This window comes from Kitasatospora sp. NPDC059327, from assembly GCF_042752535.1.
Lineage (GTDB): Bacteria > Actinomycetota > Actinomycetes > Streptomycetales > Streptomycetaceae > Kitasatospora.
In genome coordinates this window covers 79902-96855 of record NZ_JBHYYB010000006.1, presented here as the reverse complement: position 1 = coordinate 96855, position 16954 = coordinate 79902, and the positions used below count along the sequence as shown (strand labels likewise).

At 75.2% G+C, this 16954-nt stretch carries 10 protein-coding genes, 3 tRNA genes and 1 pseudogene; 7 read left to right on the top strand and 7 right to left on the bottom strand.

The window, feature by feature from the left end; all coding sequences use genetic code 11:
- Positions 1 to 97: 97 nt before the first annotated feature.
- Positions 98 to 3853: a PAS domain-containing protein gene (locus ACFXHB_RS06100; RefSeq protein ID WP_380572485.1), complete on the bottom strand. Its 3756-nt coding sequence runs from the start codon at positions 3851 to 3853 to the stop codon at positions 98 to 100.
- 178 nt (positions 3854 to 4031) lie between these two features.
- Here ACFXHB_RS06100 and ACFXHB_RS06095 point away from each other — a divergent pair.
- The 6 genes from ACFXHB_RS06095 (at position 4032) to ACFXHB_RS06070 (ending at position 10898) form a co-directional block, all read left to right on the top strand.
- Positions 4032 to 4125 (top strand) — tRNA-Ser (locus tag ACFXHB_RS06095).
- A 173-nt stretch (positions 4126 to 4298) separates the two neighbouring features.
- A tRNA-Arg gene (locus ACFXHB_RS06090) sits at positions 4299 to 4374 on the top strand.
- Positions 4375 to 4406: 32 nt separating this feature from the next.
- Positions 4407 to 4482: transfer RNA gene (locus ACFXHB_RS06085), tRNA-Arg, on the top strand.
- A gap of 638 nt (positions 4483 to 5120) precedes the next feature.
- Entirely contained in the window at positions 5121 to 8369 is a 3249-nt protein-coding gene (locus ACFXHB_RS06080) for an Ig-like domain-containing protein (protein WP_380572483.1), read from the top strand.
- Positions 8370 to 8553: 184 nt separating this feature from the next.
- Positions 8554 to 9810 (top strand): SPFH domain-containing protein, encoded by a 1257-nt coding sequence (locus tag ACFXHB_RS06075; RefSeq protein ID WP_380572481.1) that lies wholly within the window; start codon positions 8554 to 8556, stop codon positions 9808 to 9810.
- Positions 9807 to 10898, top strand: a complete 1092-nt coding sequence (locus ACFXHB_RS06070) for a C40 family peptidase (RefSeq protein WP_380572479.1) — start codon at positions 9807 to 9809, stop codon at positions 10896 to 10898. Before ACFXHB_RS06075 ends, ACFXHB_RS06070 begins: the two co-directional genes overlap by 4 nt.
- 59 nt (positions 10899 to 10957) lie before the next feature.
- Here the strand turns inward: ACFXHB_RS06070 and ACFXHB_RS06065 are convergent, their stop codons facing one another.
- On the bottom strand, positions 10958 to 11923 hold the full coding sequence (locus ACFXHB_RS06065; RefSeq protein ID WP_380572477.1) for an aldo/keto reductase: 966 nt from the start codon (positions 11921 to 11923) through the stop codon (positions 10958 to 10960).
- 147 nt (positions 11924 to 12070) lie between these two features.
- Between ACFXHB_RS06065 and ACFXHB_RS06060 the strand changes: the two genes are divergently transcribed.
- Positions 12071 to 12274: a hypothetical protein gene (locus ACFXHB_RS06060; protein WP_380572475.1), complete on the top strand. Its 204-nt coding sequence runs from the start codon at positions 12071 to 12073 to the stop codon at positions 12272 to 12274.
- Positions 12275 to 12328: 54 nt separating this feature from the next.
- Here ACFXHB_RS06060 and ACFXHB_RS06055 read toward each other — a convergent pair whose 3' ends face one another.
- The 5 genes and pseudogenes from ACFXHB_RS06055 to ACFXHB_RS06035 form a co-directional block, all read right to left on the bottom strand.
- On the bottom strand, positions 12329 to 13372 hold the full coding sequence (locus tag ACFXHB_RS06055) for an endo alpha-1,4 polygalactosaminidase (protein WP_380572474.1): 1044 nt from the start codon (positions 13370 to 13372) through the stop codon (positions 12329 to 12331).
- Positions 13373 to 13394: 22 nt separating this feature from the next.
- Positions 13395 to 14090: a spherulation-specific family 4 protein gene (locus ACFXHB_RS06050; RefSeq protein WP_380572472.1), complete on the bottom strand. Its 696-nt coding sequence runs from the start codon at positions 14088 to 14090 to the stop codon at positions 13395 to 13397.
- Positions 14087 to 14992: an NAD-dependent epimerase/dehydratase family protein gene (locus tag ACFXHB_RS06045; RefSeq protein WP_380572470.1), complete on the bottom strand. Its 906-nt coding sequence runs from the start codon at positions 14990 to 14992 to the stop codon at positions 14087 to 14089. Before ACFXHB_RS06045 ends, ACFXHB_RS06050 begins: the two co-directional genes overlap by 4 nt.
- A gap of 140 nt (positions 14993 to 15132) precedes the next feature.
- Positions 15133 to 15834, bottom strand: a pseudogene (locus ACFXHB_RS06040) (NDP-sugar synthase); the annotation flags it as partial.
- 72 nt (positions 15835 to 15906) lie between these two features.
- Positions 15907 to 16899 carry an SDR family NAD(P)-dependent oxidoreductase gene (locus tag ACFXHB_RS06035; protein WP_380572468.1) on the bottom strand — a complete coding sequence of 331 codons (993 nt, stop codon included), beginning with the start codon at positions 16897 to 16899 and terminating at the stop codon, positions 15907 to 15909.
- Between the last annotated feature and the right edge of the window lie 55 nt (positions 16900 to 16954).

Sequence of the window (16954 nt, the reverse complement as noted above, 5' to 3'; positions counted from 1 at the left end):
GCTGTGGGGGGGGGGGGGGGGCGCGGCGGGGGGGGGGGGGGGGGCGGGCGGGGGGGGGGGCCCCCCCCCCCGGGGGCCCCCCCCCCCCCCGGCCGGCTCAGCCGGCGGCCGCGACGCCCGCCTCGCCCATCGCGCCGATCCGCCCGAGCAGGTCGACGATCCGGGACTGGACGTCCGCGGTGGTGGAGCGCTCGGCGAGGAACAGTACGGTCTCGCCGGTGCGCAGCCGGGGCAGTTCGCGCGGGTCGAGGTCGACCGAGGTGTAGACGACCAGCGGGGTGCGGTGCAGCCGGTCGTTGGCGCGCAGCCAGTCCAGCAGGCCGACCCGCCGGCGGCGGATCTGGAAGAGGTCCATCACCACCAGGTTCGGCTGCACGCTGCTGGCACGGGCGACGGCGTCGTTCTCGTCCGCCGCGTGCTCGACGTGCATGCCGCGCCGCTCCAGGCTGCTGATCAGGGCGGCGGCGATGTCCGGGTCGCCCTCGACCAGCAGGACCCGGGGGGCGTGGTTCTCACCGTCGCGCGGGGCGAGGGCGCGCAGCAGCACGGCCGGGTCGGCGCCGTACGCGGCGTCCCGGGTGGCCTGGCCGAGGCCGGCCGTGACCAGCACCGGAACCCGGCTGTTGAGGGCCGCCGTGCGCAGCGACTGCAGCGCGGTGCGGGTGATCGGGCCGGTCAGCGGGTCGACGAACAGCGCGGCCGGGAAGCCCGCGATCTGGGCGTCCACCTCCTCGCGGGAGCGGACGATCACCGGGCGGTAGCCGCGGTCCTGCAGCGCCTGCCGGGTGGCCGGGTCGGGCTCGGGCCAGACCAGCAGCCGGCGCGGGCTGCCGTCCCCGGCCGGGACGGCCTGCGCGGGGTGCTCGGCGGGATCGTCGTGACCGGCGGCGGGCAGCTCGGCCATCGGGCGCGGCGTCGTCCGGGCCTCGGGGACGGCGGGCAGCTGCGGCGCGCCGACCGGCGGGGCGGGGACGTGGTCCGGGGCGACCGGGAAGGCCTCGGCCTGACCGGCGTGGCCGACCGGAAAGCCCTGGCCGTTCGGGCCTGAGCCAGCCGGACCTGAGCCGTTCGGACCTGAGCCGTTCGGGCCCGGGCCGTTCGGACCGGACCCGGTGGGACCCGCACCGCCCGGACCGGAGCCGCCCGGAGTGCCGGGGGCACCGAGCGGGCGCGGCGGGGCCAGCTCGGCCAGGCCGGTGCCGACCGGTCGTGGGCCGTCCGGGCCGGTGGGGGCCGGTCCGTCCGTCCCGGCGGCCGGCAGCGCGGGCCGGGCGAGTTCCAGTGCGCCGGGGGCGCCCTCGGCGGTCGTTCCGGGCGCCCGGGTCTCGGTGTCGGGACCGGGCGGCACGGCCAGTCGCCGACGGCGGCCGGTGGGCGCGGCGGCGGGCGCCTCGGGCAGCGCGGGCGCGGGGCCGGCGGGCAGCGCGTGCTCCAGGCCGGGGTAGAGCGGGGCGGGGTCGGGCATCCCGGGGAGTGCGAACCCGCCGGACGAGTCCTCGGCGGCCGGCAGCGCGCGGCGCCGTCGGGACGGCTTCGGTTCGCCCCCGCCGTCGGCCTCCCGGCCGGCCGGGCCGAAGGCCTCGGCGCCGCTCGGAGCGCTCTCGGCCGCGGGCTCGCCGCCGGGCACCCCGGTCACCGGGGTGCCGCCGGTCGGAGTGCCGTCGGTCGGCGCGCCGTCCGCCGGGGCGCCGGTCGGAGCGGAGTCGGCGGTGGCGGGTCCGAGGGCGAACGGGCCGCGCGGTGCCGTCGGAGCGGCCGCGGTGGCGGGCCCGTCCGGGCGGCCGTCGACCGGCACCGCGTACGCGGTCCCGGAGCGGCCGTCGTCCTTGCCCCACGGGTCGCTCGCCTGGGCGGTCGGGCCGCCCACGCCCTGGCGCCCGTAGGCGGGGTCGTTGCCGGTGCCGTTCCACTGCTCGGGGACGGCCCGCTCGACCCGTGCCGGGGCGTTCGGCCACCGGTCGGCGGCGGCCGGGTCGGCCTCGGCGGCGGGTTCGGCCGCCGGTCGGCCCCGGCGCCCGCGCCGCTCGGCCACCGGCGGCTGCGCCGGCTCGTCGTTCGTCTGCTCCGGTCCGGCTGTCCGGGCGGCCGCCTCACCGGCGGTCGGGTCCTCGGCCGCCGCCGGCTCGGCGTCGTCCTCGGCGCGTCGGGCCGCGGGCAGCTGCGGGATGCCCGGCAGGTCGGGCAGCACGGCGCTGTCGGTCTCCTTGGGCCGGTCCGACCGGCCCTCGGCCGACGCGCGCTCGGCGGCGGCCTTCGCCGCGACCGGGTCCAGCGGCAGCTCGACGACGTAGGTGGTGCCGGCCTTGCCGGGCAGTTCGTGCGGCTGGAGCACGCCGCCGTGGCGCTCCACCACGGTGCGGGCTATCGGCAGGTGGACGGGGCTGCCACCGCGCCCGGGGCCGCGGATCTCCACCCGGGCGACGTCGCCGCGCTGGGCGGCCGCGAGGACCACCATCGGCGCACCGCCGCCGGCCGGGGGCAGCTCGGGAGCACCGGGGGCGGCCGGGGCGGGGGAGGCGACGGCGGGCGGGGCGTCCAGCGAGAGCGCGACCCCGCTGACGTCGGCGACCAGGTGGGCCAGCGCCTGCGCGAGCCGCTTCTCGTCGGCGATCACCTCGACGGCGGCGGCGTGCACGGAGAACCGCACCCGCCCGGCGCCGACCAGCTCGCCCGCGTGCTCGACCGCCTGCCGGATCACCTTGTCCAGGCTGACCGGCACCCGGTCGGCGGGCTTCGTCCCGTCCTTGTCGTCCCCGGGGGAGCCGCCGGACGCGCCGTCACCGCCGGCCTCGGAGCGCTGGTGCGCGAGCACGCCGTCGATCAGCTTGCCGAACCGCCGGCACTCGTCGGCCAGTCGCCGCAGCGTCCAGTTGGCCTCCGGCCAGAGCTGGCCGGCCGGGTCGGCGGCGAGCGCGTCGATCCGCCGGTGCAGCGCGGTCAGGGCGCCGCCCAGCTCGCTCTCCAGGACGGCGGTGAGGTGTTCGTTGCGGGCGACCAGGGCCAGCTCGCGGCTGCGGTCGGTGAAGGTCATCACCGCGCCGACCAACTGGTCGCCGTCGCGCACCGGGGCGGTGGTGAGGTCGACGGTGACCGGTCGGCCGTCCTTGCGCCAGAGCACCGTGCCGCGCACCCGGTGCTTGCGCCCGGAGGTCAGGGTGTCCAGCAGCGCGGACTCCTCCAGCGCCAGCGGGGTGCCGTCGGCCCGGGAGTGCTGGATCAGCGGGTGCAGCTCGCGCCCGCCCAGCTCGCTCGCGCGGTACTCCAGGATGTGCGCGGCGGCCGGGTTGACCAGCACGCAGCGGCCTTCGAGATCCACGCCGAGGACGCCCTCGGCGGCGGCCCGCAGGATCATCTCGGTCTGCTTGTGCTGACGGCGCAGCTCCGCCTCGACGCCGAGCCGGCTGGAGAGGTCGCGGACCAGCAGCAGGAGCAGGTCGCTGCCGGAGGGCCGCGAACCCTCGCGGTACGGGTCGTAGGGGACGAGCGGGGAGAGCGCGTAACCGCGCCCCTCGCCGGAGCCGGTGCCGTCGTCGGCGAAGTCGTTGCCGGAGACCTCGACCGGGAAGGCGGTGCCGTCGGTACGGCGGGCGGTCATCCGCACCGGGCGGTCGAGCGCGTCGTCCTCGCGCGGCTTCGGCCGCATCGAGCCGGGGATCCGGCTCGGGTCGAACTCCGGCAGCAGGTCCAGGACGCCCATGCCGACCAGCGAGGTGCCGGGCGTCTGGAGCGCCTGGACGGCTGCGCTGTTGGCATCGACGACGGTGCCGTTGCTGTTCACCAGCAACAACGCGTCGGGCAGGGCGTCGAGTATGGCGGCGAGGCGAGCAGCGCCTCGGATCGGCCTGCTGCTCACGTCGACAGGTCTCCTCGGCTCAGGGCAGCTCCTCCGGAGAAGGCAGTATCTCATTCTTCTTTGCGGCGGGGACGACCCGCCTAGTAACGTTGGCGGTGGTTGGTGCCGAGCCCTCGGGTTGTGGCATCATCACTGGCACACGGAGCGAGTCCGCCACGCGGGCGCGGTCCAGGTGTGGGGAGGCTTCGCCTAGTCCGGTCTATGGCGCCGCACTGCTAATGCGGTTTGGGTCTTAAAGCCCATCGAGGGTTCAAATCCCTCAGCCTCCGCCAGTCGGGAGCCCCGTCGACGATCACGTCGGCGGGGCTTCTCGCATGTCCGGGGTCGGGGCGGGACCGGTCGGGAACCAGGGCTCCGGGGGGCCCGGATCAATCGATTTCGCCCCGCGTCGCAGGTCATGTAATGTTGTCCCCGCAACGCCCCGCCGACACGTTCAGCAGGGCGAGCGCTCATAGCTCAACGGATAGAGCACTTGACTACGGATCAAGAGGTTGCAGGTTCGAATCCTGCTGAGCGCACCAAACCTTCGCAAGACCGGGTCCGCCCGGCACTTGCGCTCATAGCTCAACGGATAGAGCACTTGACTACGGATCAAGAGGTTGCAGGTTCGAATCCTGCTGAGCGCACCAAAGAGAAGCCCCCGGCCGCCGGCCGGGGGCTTCTCCGTTCTCCGGGCGCGTGCCAGCCGGCGGTGCTCCGGGGATCGGCCGCCGGTCCGGCTGCCGGCCGGCGAGGTCCGGCGGCCCGCTGAGGGCCCGTGGCCGGCCGGCCGTGGTCGGTGGCCGCCGTACGGGTGACCGGGAGCGCCGAGGTGTGCCCCGGGAGGGCCCGGTCGCTCACCGGGTGCCTGCCGGGAAGGGGCGAACGCCGCGTGGACGCCGGGACCGCGTCCGAACGGTCGCCGGGCTGAGACGCGCGGCGTCGGTGGGGGTGCCGGGGCCCGACGATCGCGGGGCCCCTTCCGGTGGACCCGGGGTCACGGGCGCGGCGGTCGTGCGAGCGGGACGGCCCGACGAACGGTCAGGTGCCCAACGAAGGGGCCCGGTCGAAGGCCGCCGCAATTTCGCTCGATACGCCGCCTAATGGATGAAATCCATCCCATTCGGGTACATCCTGTCCTGCCGGTCGGATGACCGCCGAACGGGTGGGACGCGGCCAAGAGTGCAGGTGTCGCGGTATTACCGGCCCAGGATCGTGATTCCGTTTTGTCGGATCTTGTGCCCAGACTGCCCGGCCATCCCGGCAGCCGATACCGAAGGAGAGCCGGATGAGCCGACAGTTCCCCCACGACGCCGCTCTGTCCGCCCCGGCCCCGGACCGGTACGCGCCCCGGGCGGGAGGAGCCCGCCGGCCGCGACTGGCGGCGGCCGGTGCCTCCGCCGCCCTGGCTGCCGCGCTGCTGATCGGCTGGAACCCGCCCTCCTCCGTCGCGCAGCAGTCTCCCGACACCTGGTCGGGAGAACAGCGCGCCGTCCTTCCCTCCGGCCTCACCGTCCAGCTCGATCTCGCCGCCGCTCCCGGTTTCGAGGTCGCGGCGGAACCGGGTGAATTGGCCGAGCGGTCCGGCGGTGGGCGGGCGGCCGCCCTCTATACGGACGGAGTGCGGCCCGGAGATCCCGCGCAAAGCTTTCGGATCACGGAGGGCCGTCCGCAGACGGACGGTTCCTGGCGCACCGTCGGAACGCTCCGGCTCGCTTTCTCCCGACCGGTCCGCAATCCCCGGCTGCACCTCAGCGGGCTCGCCGGAATCGCCACCGGGAAAGGCGGGACCACCAGCACGGCGACCCGGCTGAGTCTGACCGGGGGGTCACCGGGCGCGCCCACCCTGGTCAACCGCACCGACTGGCCGGGCTGGGCGGTGGACGGAAACAGCCTCGCCCCCGCCGGAGCGGCCGGGGCCGGTGACGCCGGGGCCGGATCGGCCGCCGAGGGCAGCCTGGAGCTGGCCGGCACCTTCCGCACCGCGGTCTTCCGGGTCGAGCAGCGCTCCACCGCCCGGGCCGGCTCCACCACCGCCCCGGCGCCGCTCACCCAGGCGTACACCGTCACCCTGGACGAGGGGGTCGGCACCGCCCCGCAGGGCTACGGCAACGCCTCCCACCTGCTCTCCGACCTGTTCCTCGGTACGGACGCCGGCGGTGCGGCCCGGCTCGACCGGCGGGCCCCGACCACCGGTACGACGCCCCGGGTGCCGCCCGCCGCACCCGCCGGGGCCACGGACGCGGCGGGCGAACCGCTCGTCCAGCTCGACCACGGCGCCGCCAGGCGCAGCGTCTGGTCCAGCCCGGCGCCGCCCCAGCTCCAGCCCGGACGCGGTGAGTACCAGGGCAGCGACCCGGCCGTCAGCTTCCCGGCCGAGGCCGCGATCGGCCGGTACTACCGGGTCACCGTCCCGGTCGCGGTGGACGGTGCTCCCGCGACCTTGGCCGGCTGGATCGACTTCGACCGCAACGGCCGCTTCGACCCCGCCGAGCGGGTGCAGACCGAGATCCCGGCCACGGCCGGCAGCGCCACCCTGGAGTGGACCGTCCCCGCCAACGCCTCGTCGGGTGAGACCTGGGCCCGGCTGCGGATCGGCCGGGACGCGGCCCAGCTCGTGCCGGCCGGCGGGTTCGCCGACTCCGGCCAGGTCTCGGACCAGCGGATCCGGCTGGCGGTCGGTGCCGCCCGGCCGGAGATCGCCACCCCGGTCGACGGCACCGTGATCGCCGACGCCCGCCCGCAGGTGCGCGGTGAGGGCGCGGTGGCCGGTGCGACGGTCGAGGTGCGCGACGGGGACGCGGTGCTCTGCAAGGCCCGGGTCGAGCAGGGCGGCGACTGGTCCTGCCGGCCGGGCGGTCCGCTCGCCGCGGGCGCGCACACCCTCACTCCGGTCGAGACCACCAGCGGCGGCCTGGTGCTGCGCGGTGATCCGGTCCGGGTCACCGTGAAGACCGCGCCGCCCACCGCGCCGGTGCTCACCATCCCCGAGTACACCAATGACCCGGGCCTCCAGCTGACCGGCACCGGCGAGCCGGGCAGTACCGTCTCGGTCGCCGACCGGCCCGCCGGGGTCCGCGGCGGCGCGGCCGGCGAGCTGTGCGGCACGGCGGTGCGGTCCGACGGCGGCTGGTCCTGCCTGCCGGTGGAGAACCTGCCGGACGGGCGCCACCAGCTCACCCCGACCGCGGTCGACGCGGCCGGCAACCGGTCGGCGGGGCAGCCCGTCGCACTCGTCGTCGACACCGTGGCGCCGGACCGGCCGGTGCTCGTCACGCCAGCGGCGGGCGAGACGCTCCGGGTCGCCCGCCCGAAGCTGGGCGGACGGGCGGAACCCGGGGCCCGGGTGACCGTCACCGCCCGGGCGGGCAGCGCGGCCTCGGCGGAGCGGATCGTGGCCTGCGGGGCCACGGCCGCCGTCGACGGCAGCTGGACCTGTACGGCCAACCGTGACCTGACGGACGGCGAGCAGTGGTTGGTCGTCACGGCGACCGACCTGGCGGGCAACGGGACGGCGGCGGACGCGGTCACCGTCCGGGTCGCGGCGGCTGCCGCGCCCTCGCCCGAGGTCCCCTCCGCGCCGGCCGTGCCGGTGCCGGTGGTGCCGTCCGCCTCGGTGGCCTCGCCCGTGCCGACGGCCGTGCCGTCGCCGTCGGGCTCGGTGCCGGCGCCCGGGGTGCCGTCGCCGGTCGGGCCGACCGCCGCGGTGTCGCCGCCCGGTGTGCCGTCGCCCCCGTCCGGGGCGGTGTCGCCGGCCGGTGTGCCGGCCACCCCGGCCGCGATTCCCGCGCCGTCCGTACCCGCCACCAGTGCGCCGGCCGGTCCGCCGACGGTGTCCGCGCCTTCGGTTCCCGTGCCGACGGTCTCGCCCTCGGTGCCGGTCCCGCCGACCCCGTCCGTTCCGGTCACCCCGTCCGTTCCCGTCACCCCGTCCGTTCCGGTCACTCCGCCCCCTCCGGCCGTCCCCGTCGTCGAACCCGTCCTGGAGCCCGTCATGCCGGGGCTGCTGCCGATCGTCGTCCCGCCGGCTGCCGGGGCGGTCGTGTCGGCGGCGCCCTCGGCGAGCCCGAGTTCGAGCCCGAGCCCGAGCCCGAGCGTCGGTGCACCTCAGAGCGTCAGCTCAAGCTCAAGCCCAAGCCCAAGCCCAAGCCCAAGCCCAAGCCCACGTCAGAGCCCGAGCCCGAGCGCCACCACCCCGGCCGGCGCGTCCACCCCGGCCACGCCGACCGGGATGCCTCCCACCCCCGCCCCCGCTCCCACCGCCACAGCGACCGCCGCACCGACCGCCGGGGCCGCGTCGGCGGTGCCCACCGGGCAGGTCCAGGCCGAGCCCTCCCGGGCGCTGGCCGCGCCCCCGGCCGGGCCGTCCGGCGAGCCCTCGACCGGGGCCGAGGCGGCGCACGCCCAGCCGACCTCCGGTCATTCCCGGTCCGAGGGCTGGCGTGGCGGACTCGCCGGTCTGCTGCTGTTGCTCACCGGGATCGGCCTGATCACCCGCCGGGTGTTCGCTCGCGGCCCCGGCGCCCGAAGGCGCTGAATCACTCCGACCATCCGCTCATGTGCCTGCGCGTCAGGTCGGCTTCGGATGATTCGTCAGTAAATGTCGACACGCTCTATCTCAAATGTCGCATTTGATGACGTATGAACTTAGCCTGACTCTGGCACTGCCCGTCAGATCCGGGCCGCCCGTTGCGCGACACACTGAACCCGAGGATCCGTGCATGGACGTCACCCGCGACTCTTCCCAGCGACCCGACCATCTGCCCAAGGCGTTGCCCCCGGCCCTGCCGGAACGTTCCGCCTCCGGCTCCAGCCCGCTGGTGAGGGCGGTCAAGACCGACAAACCGGTCGACCACGGCCCGGCGACGACGCCGCTCGCGGTCGTCCCCGGCCCGGCGGGCACGCCGGTCGATCTGCGCGACCCGCTGGAGACGGCGGCCCCGGAGGTCGTGGAGCTTCCGGAGGCCACCCCGGCCGGCGCGGTCGCCGCGACCACCTCCCGCCGCCCCCCGCGCGCCGACCAGGCGCTGCGCGAGCACGGCGCCACCGCGCTGCCCGGCTGGGTCGCCCTGCTGGCGCTGCTGGCCGGGGTGGCCGCCGTCCTGCTGGTCCTGCTGAACGACGGCGTCATCCCGTACTGGGACGCGCTGCCCGATCTGCGCAGCGCCGCGGCCCGGGCCGGTGGCGGGGCCGAGGTGGAGGCCAGGTCCGTCGCCGCCGTCAGCGCGGCCGGTCTGCTGATCGTCCTCTCGCTGGCCGGTCTGCTGGCCAACGCGGGGGGCGAGACCCGGGTGCTCAGCCGGTGGGGCCGCTACCGAGGCACCGTCCGGCGCACCGGACTGGTCTGGGTCAACCCGCTGCTGCGCCGGCGCCGGGTGGACGTGCGGCTGCGGCACTGGCGCAGCGAGCCGGTCAAGGTGGTCGACCGGACCGGTACGCCGATCGTCGTCCGGCTTCTGATCGTCTGGCGGGTCAAGGACACCGCCCGGGCGCTGCTGGCGATCGAGGACCACGAGAACTACCTGCGCGAGCAGGTGCAGGCGGTGCTGACCCGCACCGCGTCCATGCTGCCCTGCGACAGCAACGCGGCGCCCGGCCCCGCGCTGCGCGACGGCCAGTGGTTCGCCGACGAGCTGACCCGCTCGCTGGCCGCCGAGGTCGCCCCGGCCGGACTGGAGGTCTACTCGGCGCAGCCGCTGGCGCTGGACTACGCGCCCGAGGTCGCCGAGTCGATGCGCCGCCGCCGGCTGGCCGACCTGGACGCGGGCCTGCGCACGGTGCTGGTCGACGACGCGGTGGAGGCGGCGGCGCTCGCCGTCCGCCGGCTGGAGCGCGCGACCGCGCACGAGCTGGACGAGGCCGCCCGCAGCGCGCTGATGGAGCAGTTGCTGGTCGCCTTCGTCGCCCCGGCCGGAGTGGCCGCCTCGGTACCGTCCCCGGCCGCCCGGGCCGGGCGGAAGGAAGGACGACCGGCATGAGGATAGCCACCGGTACGGAGACCGATGTCGCGGCCGACTTCGAAGCCGACTTCGGAGGCGACTTCGGAGGCGACTTCGGAGGCGACTTCGACGCGGGGTTCGCGGGTCTCGACGCCGACGCGGCGCTGATCGGTTTCGAGGAGAGCCTCGGCAGCATCCCCGCGATCGCGGGCTGCGGCTGCGCCGACTGCGCGGCCCGGCCGCGCCCGGCCCGCCCGACGGCCGGGGCCTCCGGGACGTCCGGTGGCGCCCGAATACATCGGGCCGTGAGAACGACCTGCCTGGCCACCACGGTGCTGGCGGGAGCCGGTGTGGTCGGTCTGACGGCCGGGGCCGGGTCCGCGCACGCCGCGCCCGGGAAGCCGGGCTGGGACGGTTCGAAGTACTGGTTCAAGAGCGCGAGCGGCGCCTGGCGCTGGACCAGCCACTACGACGTCTACGCCGCCCGTACCGGCGCGTCGGGCGGGTCCGCCGGCAAGGCGGCCGTCTCCAACGGCTCGGCCACGCCCCCGGCGTCATCCGCGTCGTCGTCCGGGTCCTCCTCCGCGGGGATGCGGCAGGGCTGGGACGGTTCGAAGTACTGGTTCAAGAACGGCAGCGGCGAGTGGCGGTACACCAGCCACTACGACGTCTACCTCAGCCGCACCGGCCAGTCCGGCGGGGGAACGGCCCCGGCACCCGCCCCGCCGGTCACCCGGCCGGCAGCGGACGGTGCGCCGACCTCCCGCGGCATGCAGGCGGCGATCGACTACGCGCTCGCCCAGCTCGGCAAGCCGTACGTCTGGGGCGGCGACGGTCCGTCCGGCTACGACTGCTCGGGGCTGGTCCAGCAGGCCTACCGGCGCGCCGGGATCAGCCTGCCGCGGGTGGCGGACGACCAGTACGCGGCCACCACCCCGATCACCGCCGGGCAGCTGCGCCGCGGTGACCTGCTGTTCTGGTCGGACAGCGGCCGGGCCTCCGGGATCCACCACGTGGGGATCTACCTCGGCGACGGCACCTTCGTCGAAGCCCCCCGGCCGGGGAAGACGGTGCGGGTCTCCACCCTCAGCCGTGGCTTCTACCCCACGCATTTCGGGCGCCCGTAGCGGTGCCTCCGACACGGCGGCCCCCGGCGGATCGATTCCGCCGGGGGCCGCCGCCGTGCTCAGGAGGACGCGGCGTCGAGCAGGGCGAGCTCCTCCGGGGTGAGCCGCAGCGAGGCGGCGGCCAGCAGCGGGGGGAGCTGCTCGACGCTGCGGGCGCTGGCGATCGGGGCGGCGACCGTCGGGCGGGTGCCCAGCCAGGCCAGGGCCACGGTGGCGAGCTCGACGCCGTGCTCGGCGGCGACGGTGTCCAGCGCCTCCAGCACCTTGGGGCCGCGCGGATCGGCCAGGTAGCGGGAGGCACCCTCGGACCGGGCGCTGGTCACGTCCGCGCCGCCGAGGCGGTACTTGCCGGTCAGGAAGCCGGAGGCGAGGGCGTAGTAGGGCACGGTGGCGAGACCGTGCTCGGCGACCACGTCGGCCAGCGGGCCCTCGAACGTGGCCCGGGAGACCAGGTTGTAGTGCGGCTGGATCGCGACGTACGCGGCCAGGCCCTCGCGCTCGGAGAAGGCGAGGGCCTCGGCGAGCCGCTCGGCGCCGATGTTGGAGGCGGCGATCGCGCGGACCTTGCCCGCCTTCACCAGCTCGTCCAGCGCGGTGACGAACTCCTCCACCGGGGTGTCGTCGTCCTGGTGGGTGTAGTAGAGGTCGATGTGCTCGACGCCGAGGCGGCGCAGCGAACCCTCGACCGAGGACTTGATGGTGGCCGCGCCCAGACCGCGGGCCTCGGGGTGGAGGCCGACCTTGGTGGCGATCACGATGTCGTCGCGGTTGCCCCGGCTGCGCAGCCAGTCGCCGATGATGCTCTCGGACTCGCCACCGGTGTTGCCGGGCACCCAGGAGGAGTAGGTGTCGGCGGTGTCGACGAAGTTTCCGCCGGCGGCCGCGTACGCGTCGAGGACGGCGAAGGACTGCTCCTCGTCGGCCGTCCAACCGAAGACGTTGCCGCCGAGGGAGAGCGGGTGCACGGCGAGGTCGGAGGTGCCGAGCTTGACCCGGCCGGGGGCGTCACTGTGGATTCCGGTCATGACCCGAGTCAACCGGATCGCGTGGACGGGCATTCCGTGATCCGGACAGACTTCACAAGCTTGTCGTACTCCCCGGCCCGCGCCGGGGAGTACCGGAGGAGGGTCCGGGGTGTCGGCGGGGTCGGCGGATTCGTTAGAGTCCGTGCCATGGCTGACAACGACTACGACCCCGCCGGCAGCACCCAGATGTTCCGGGCGTTCGTCGACGAGACCCCGGCACCCCAGGCACCGGGCTCCGTCTCCACCTACGGCAGCAGCAGCAACGGCGGCAGCCGCACCGGCCTGATCGCGGTGATCGCCGTCGTCGCGCTGGTCGTGGTGGGCGCCGTCATCTGGCTGGCGGTCAAGTAACCCTTCCGACGCGGTGCCTGGCGGGCCGGTACGCGCTGCGGCCCCGACGGGGCCTCAGCAGGGCTTCCGCCAGGCGTCCAGCTCCAGCTTCTTCTGCATCGAACTGAGGCCCAGCGACTTGCTCTGGGCACAGAACTTCTCCGTGCCGAGTTTGTACTCGACGTGGAAGACCGCCTTGCCCGCCTGGACGAAGGGCGAGAGCCGGGCGCACTCGTTGAACTGCGCGCACTCCTCGTTCACCGCGAAGTCGAAGTCGGCCAGTAGGGCGGGGATCTGGTCCAGGTCGTTCTTCAGGCCGATCGCCATGCCGCGCTCATGGGCGAGCGAGGCCAGCATGCGGTTGTACCGCAGCTGGTCCTCCGCCGTGAGCGGGAAGCCGCTGTTCTGGTTGTAGGCCTCGATGGTGTCGGGCTCGACGGCGTCGAAGCCCTTGCTGCGGCACATGTCGAAGCGGGCCGCCATCAGGGGCTTCAGCTGGTCGATCTTGCGGATGTCGAACCACTTCTCGCCCTTCCAGCCGTTGCCGGAGCCCTGGAGCGCCTTGGTGAAGGCGGCGGAGTCGGGGCGGAAGTCCTCCCAGGAGCCGGCGTTGATGTAGCAGATCACCTTCCGGCCCTTGGCGTGCAGGGCGGCGACCACGGAGGCGTCGGTCTCGAAGCCGTCGACGTCGTACACCGGGACGTCCACCGACTGGTCGACACCGCCGCCGAGTTGCCACTGCCAGGCGAGGCCGGGGGTGGGCTGCCAGCGGGCGCCGGCCGGCTGCGGCGGTGTGCCGGGGGTGCCGGGCGTGCCGGGGGTACCGGGTACGGAGGGCGTGCCCGGGGTCGCCGGTGTCCCCGGGGCGCTCGGTGTCCCCGGGGTCGGTGTGACGGGCGCGGACGGGGTGCCGGGAGCGCTCGGTGTGCCGGGCTCGCTCGTCGCGGGTGTGGACGGGGTGCCCGGGACGGGGGCGGCGGTGGCCGCGGGCGGCTGGGCGCCGGTGGCGTCGGCCGAGGGTTCGTCCTCGTCCTCCGAGCCCGAGCTGCTGCACGCGGCGAGCGCCAGGGCGGTGGTCAGGGCGAGGGCGGCCCACAGGGGCCGGGTGCGGCGGGTCACGGTACTCGAACTCCGGGTGGGATCAGGTCGGTTCGGTGACGGTCAGGGTGTGCGGCAGGGTGCTCCAGGGGTTCTCCCCGGACCCCGGGACGGCGCAGCCGACGCCGGCCCGGCGGGCGGCGATCAGCGCGGTGGCCTCCCCGGCCGCCGCGGACGGCACGTCGTACACCAGGTGGCAGAAGCGGGCGGCGGCGTGCCGGCCGGTCCACAGCGGCAGGGTCATCGTGCGGTACGCCTCCCAGTCCCCCTCGAAGGTGACCAGCAGGTCGGCGATGCCCACCTCGGCGTAGCCGGGATCGGGGTGGTCGCCGTGGCCGAACACCACGGTGGCGCAGCCGGCGGCGCGGGCCGCGGTGGCCAGCCGCCGGTAGTGCGCCAGCGCGCCCGGATGGGTGGCGACCTGGTCGAGGTAGACGCCGGTGATGCCGTGGCGCTGACGGTACGTCAGGATGTCCTCCACCACGGCAGCGTGGGGCCGTCGGCCGTAGTCGGTGTCGGCGTAGCCGAGCAGCGGGAGGCCGGCCTTGCGCAGCTCGTCGGCGGCTTCGGCGAAGACGTTGTCGGGGGCGTCGCCGGGGCCGTCGGCCAGGTTCAGCACGACGGCGGCGATCCGGTCCGGGTCGGCGGCGGCGACCGCCTGCCAGGCCGCCGGGTCCACCGCGGGGTGGACGTACAGCGGCACCAGCAGGCGGCCGTCGACGTGGCTTGCGCCGGTCATGCGGTGACCAGTGGGTCGGTGCTGAGCCACAGGTCGCGCAGGGTGTCGGCGAGGGCGGTCGCCGGGAGCCAGCCGAGCTCCCGGGCGGCGGCCGAGACATCGGCCTGCTGCCAGGAGACGGCGGCCGAGCGCTCGGAGCCGGCGCCGCTCTCGTCGATCCGGCCGGCGAAACCGGCCGCCGCGACCAGGCCGTCCGCGATCGCCCGGACCGGTCGCGCCTGCCCGGAGGCGAGGTTGAGCACCCGGGGCAGCGGACGCTCGGCGGCGACGGCCAGGCCGACCGCGCGGGCGATGTCCCGGGCGTCGACGAAGTCGCGGTGGGCCGAGAGGTCCCCGACCTTCACCACGCCGTCGGCGCCCTCGGGGGCCGCCCGGCGCAGCTCGGCGGCGAGCCGGCCGGGCAGCGAGCCGGCCGGTGCGCCCGGGCCGACCGGGTTGAACACCCGGAGCACCACGGCGTCCAGTGGCGAGCCGGCCACCGCGAGGGAGCCGGCCAGCTTGGTCGCGCCGTAGACGCCGACCGGGCGGGCGTCGGCGTCCTCGGCGAGGGAGCTGCCGGGGGCGCAGACGCCGTACTCGCCGGCCGAGCCGATGTGCACCAGCCGGGCCTTCGGCGCGCCGAGGACCAGGGCCTCGCAGAGCACGGCCGGGCCGCGCGCGTTGACCTCGGCGAGGGTGACCGCGCTGCCGGAGACCGCGCCGGCGAAGTTCACCACCGTGTCGGGGGCGAGCGCGGCCAGTTCCTCGCCGAGCGGGCCGGCCTGGGCGGTGGCCAGGTCCAGCCGCAGATCGTGGTCGGGCCGCCGGCCGGCGGTCAGCACGGTGGCTCCGGGCAGTGACCGCAGGACGGTGGCGGCGTGCCGGCCGAGGAAGCCGTCAGCGCCGAGCAGCAGGATTCTCACGCGGCTCGTCCGCCGTTCTCGGGGCCCGTCGCGGAGGCCGCCGCCGGCTGCCCGTCGGCGGCGTCCGCCGCGGTGCGGGCGGCCGGGATCGGCAGCTCCGGCCCGTTCGGTACGGCGTACAGGCCCTCGGGCTCGGCCGGGAGGAGCAGCGAGCGGTTGAGCGCGAACTCGGCGTTGGCCCGGTCGTAGTCGTCGGGGCGGCCGATGTCGAGCCAGTAGCCGCCGAACTCGTAGGCGGCCGGCGGGGTCTTGGCGGCGAGCAGGTCGAGGACCAGCTCGTCGAAGCCGAGCGGCAGGCCGGGGGTGTACGCGGCGAGCGCCGAACGGGAGACGCCGTAGACGCCCATCGAGACCCGGTAGTCGATGCTCGGCTTCTCCTGGAAGCCGGTGATCGTGCCGGACTCGGTGGTCAGCACACCGAAGTCGATCTTGACCTGGCGGGCGTAGGTGGCGATGGTGAGCGGCGCCCCGGAGGCCTCGTGGTGCTTGAGCACTCCGGCGAAGTCCAGGTCGGTGAGGATGTCGCCGTTCATCACCAGGAAGTGCTCGGGCAGCCGGTCCTGCATGGTGAGCAGCGGGCCCATGGTGCCGAGCGGGCTGTCCTCGACGGCGTAGCCGACCCGCAGCCCCCACTGGGAGCCGTTGCCGACGTAGGCGCGGATGATGTGGCCGAGGTGCCCGATGGCCAGGGTGACGGTCGTGAAGCCCGCGGCGGCGAGCTGGCGCATCACGATCTCCAGGATCGCGTGCTGGTCGCCGATCGGGACGAGGGGCTTGGGGAGCGCGGTGGTGTACGGACGAAGGCGAACGCCCTTGCCACCGGCCAGGATCACTGCATGCATGGTGTTTCCCCCACGGAAGGATGGTGCGACAGGAGCCTTTGGGTGTCGGTACTGCCAGTGAGGTGCGGCAGGTCAGACGTTGTAGATGTCGGTCTTGTAGCGCGCCAGGTTGGCGGGGTCGCGGAAGAACTCGATGGTCTGCTCCAGGCCCTGCTCCAGGGAGAACCGCGGGGCCCAGCCGGTGGCCGTGCGCAGCCGGGTGGCGTCGGCGACCAGGCGCATCACCTCGGAGTTGGCCGGGCGGATGCGCTGCTCGTCCTCCTTCACCGTGATGTCGACGCCCATCAGCTTGCCGATCAGGGTGACCAGGTCGCCGACCGAGATCTCGCCGCCGGTGCCGGCGTTGAAGGTCTTGCCGACCACGGTCTCGGCGGGGGCGGTGCCGACCGTGCGGAACGCGTTGGCGGTGTCCTTCACGAAGGTGAAGTCGCGGGTCGGGCGCAGGTCGCCGAGGGTGATCTCGCGCTCGCCGGCGGCCAGCTGGGCGATCACGGTGGGGATGACGGCGCGCATCGACTGGCGCGGGCCGAAGGTGTTGAACGGGCGCAGGGTGACGACCGGGGTGTCGAAGCTGGCGTAGTAGCTGTCGGCCAGCCGGTCCCCGCCCGCCTTGGAGGCCGCGTACGGGGACTGGGTGTTGATCGGGTGGTCCTCGGTGATCGGCACGGTCTGCGCGGTGCCGTACGTCTCGCTGGTGGAGGTGTGCACCAGGCGCGGGACGTCGAAGTGGCGCACGGCCTCCAGCACGTTGAGGGTCCCGGTGACGTTGGTGTCGACGTAGGAGTGCGGGGCCCGGTAGGAGTACGGGATCGCGATCAGCGCGGCCAGGTGGTACACCGCGTCGGTGCCCTTGACCAGGCCGATGACGGAGCCCGGGTCCCGGACGTCGCCGAGGACGATCTCGACGGAGTCCAGCACCTCCTTGGGGAGGGTCTCCAGCCAGCCGAAGGACGAGAAGGAGTTGTACTGCACCATGGCGCGGACCTGGTGGCCCTCCGCGACCAGGGTCTCGACGAGGTGGGAGCCGATGAAGCCCTCGGCTCCGGTGACGGCGACGTTGCTCATCCGGTGAATCGCTTTCTGCTCTTGGTACGGGGTGAGGACGGCTGGGTGCGGAACG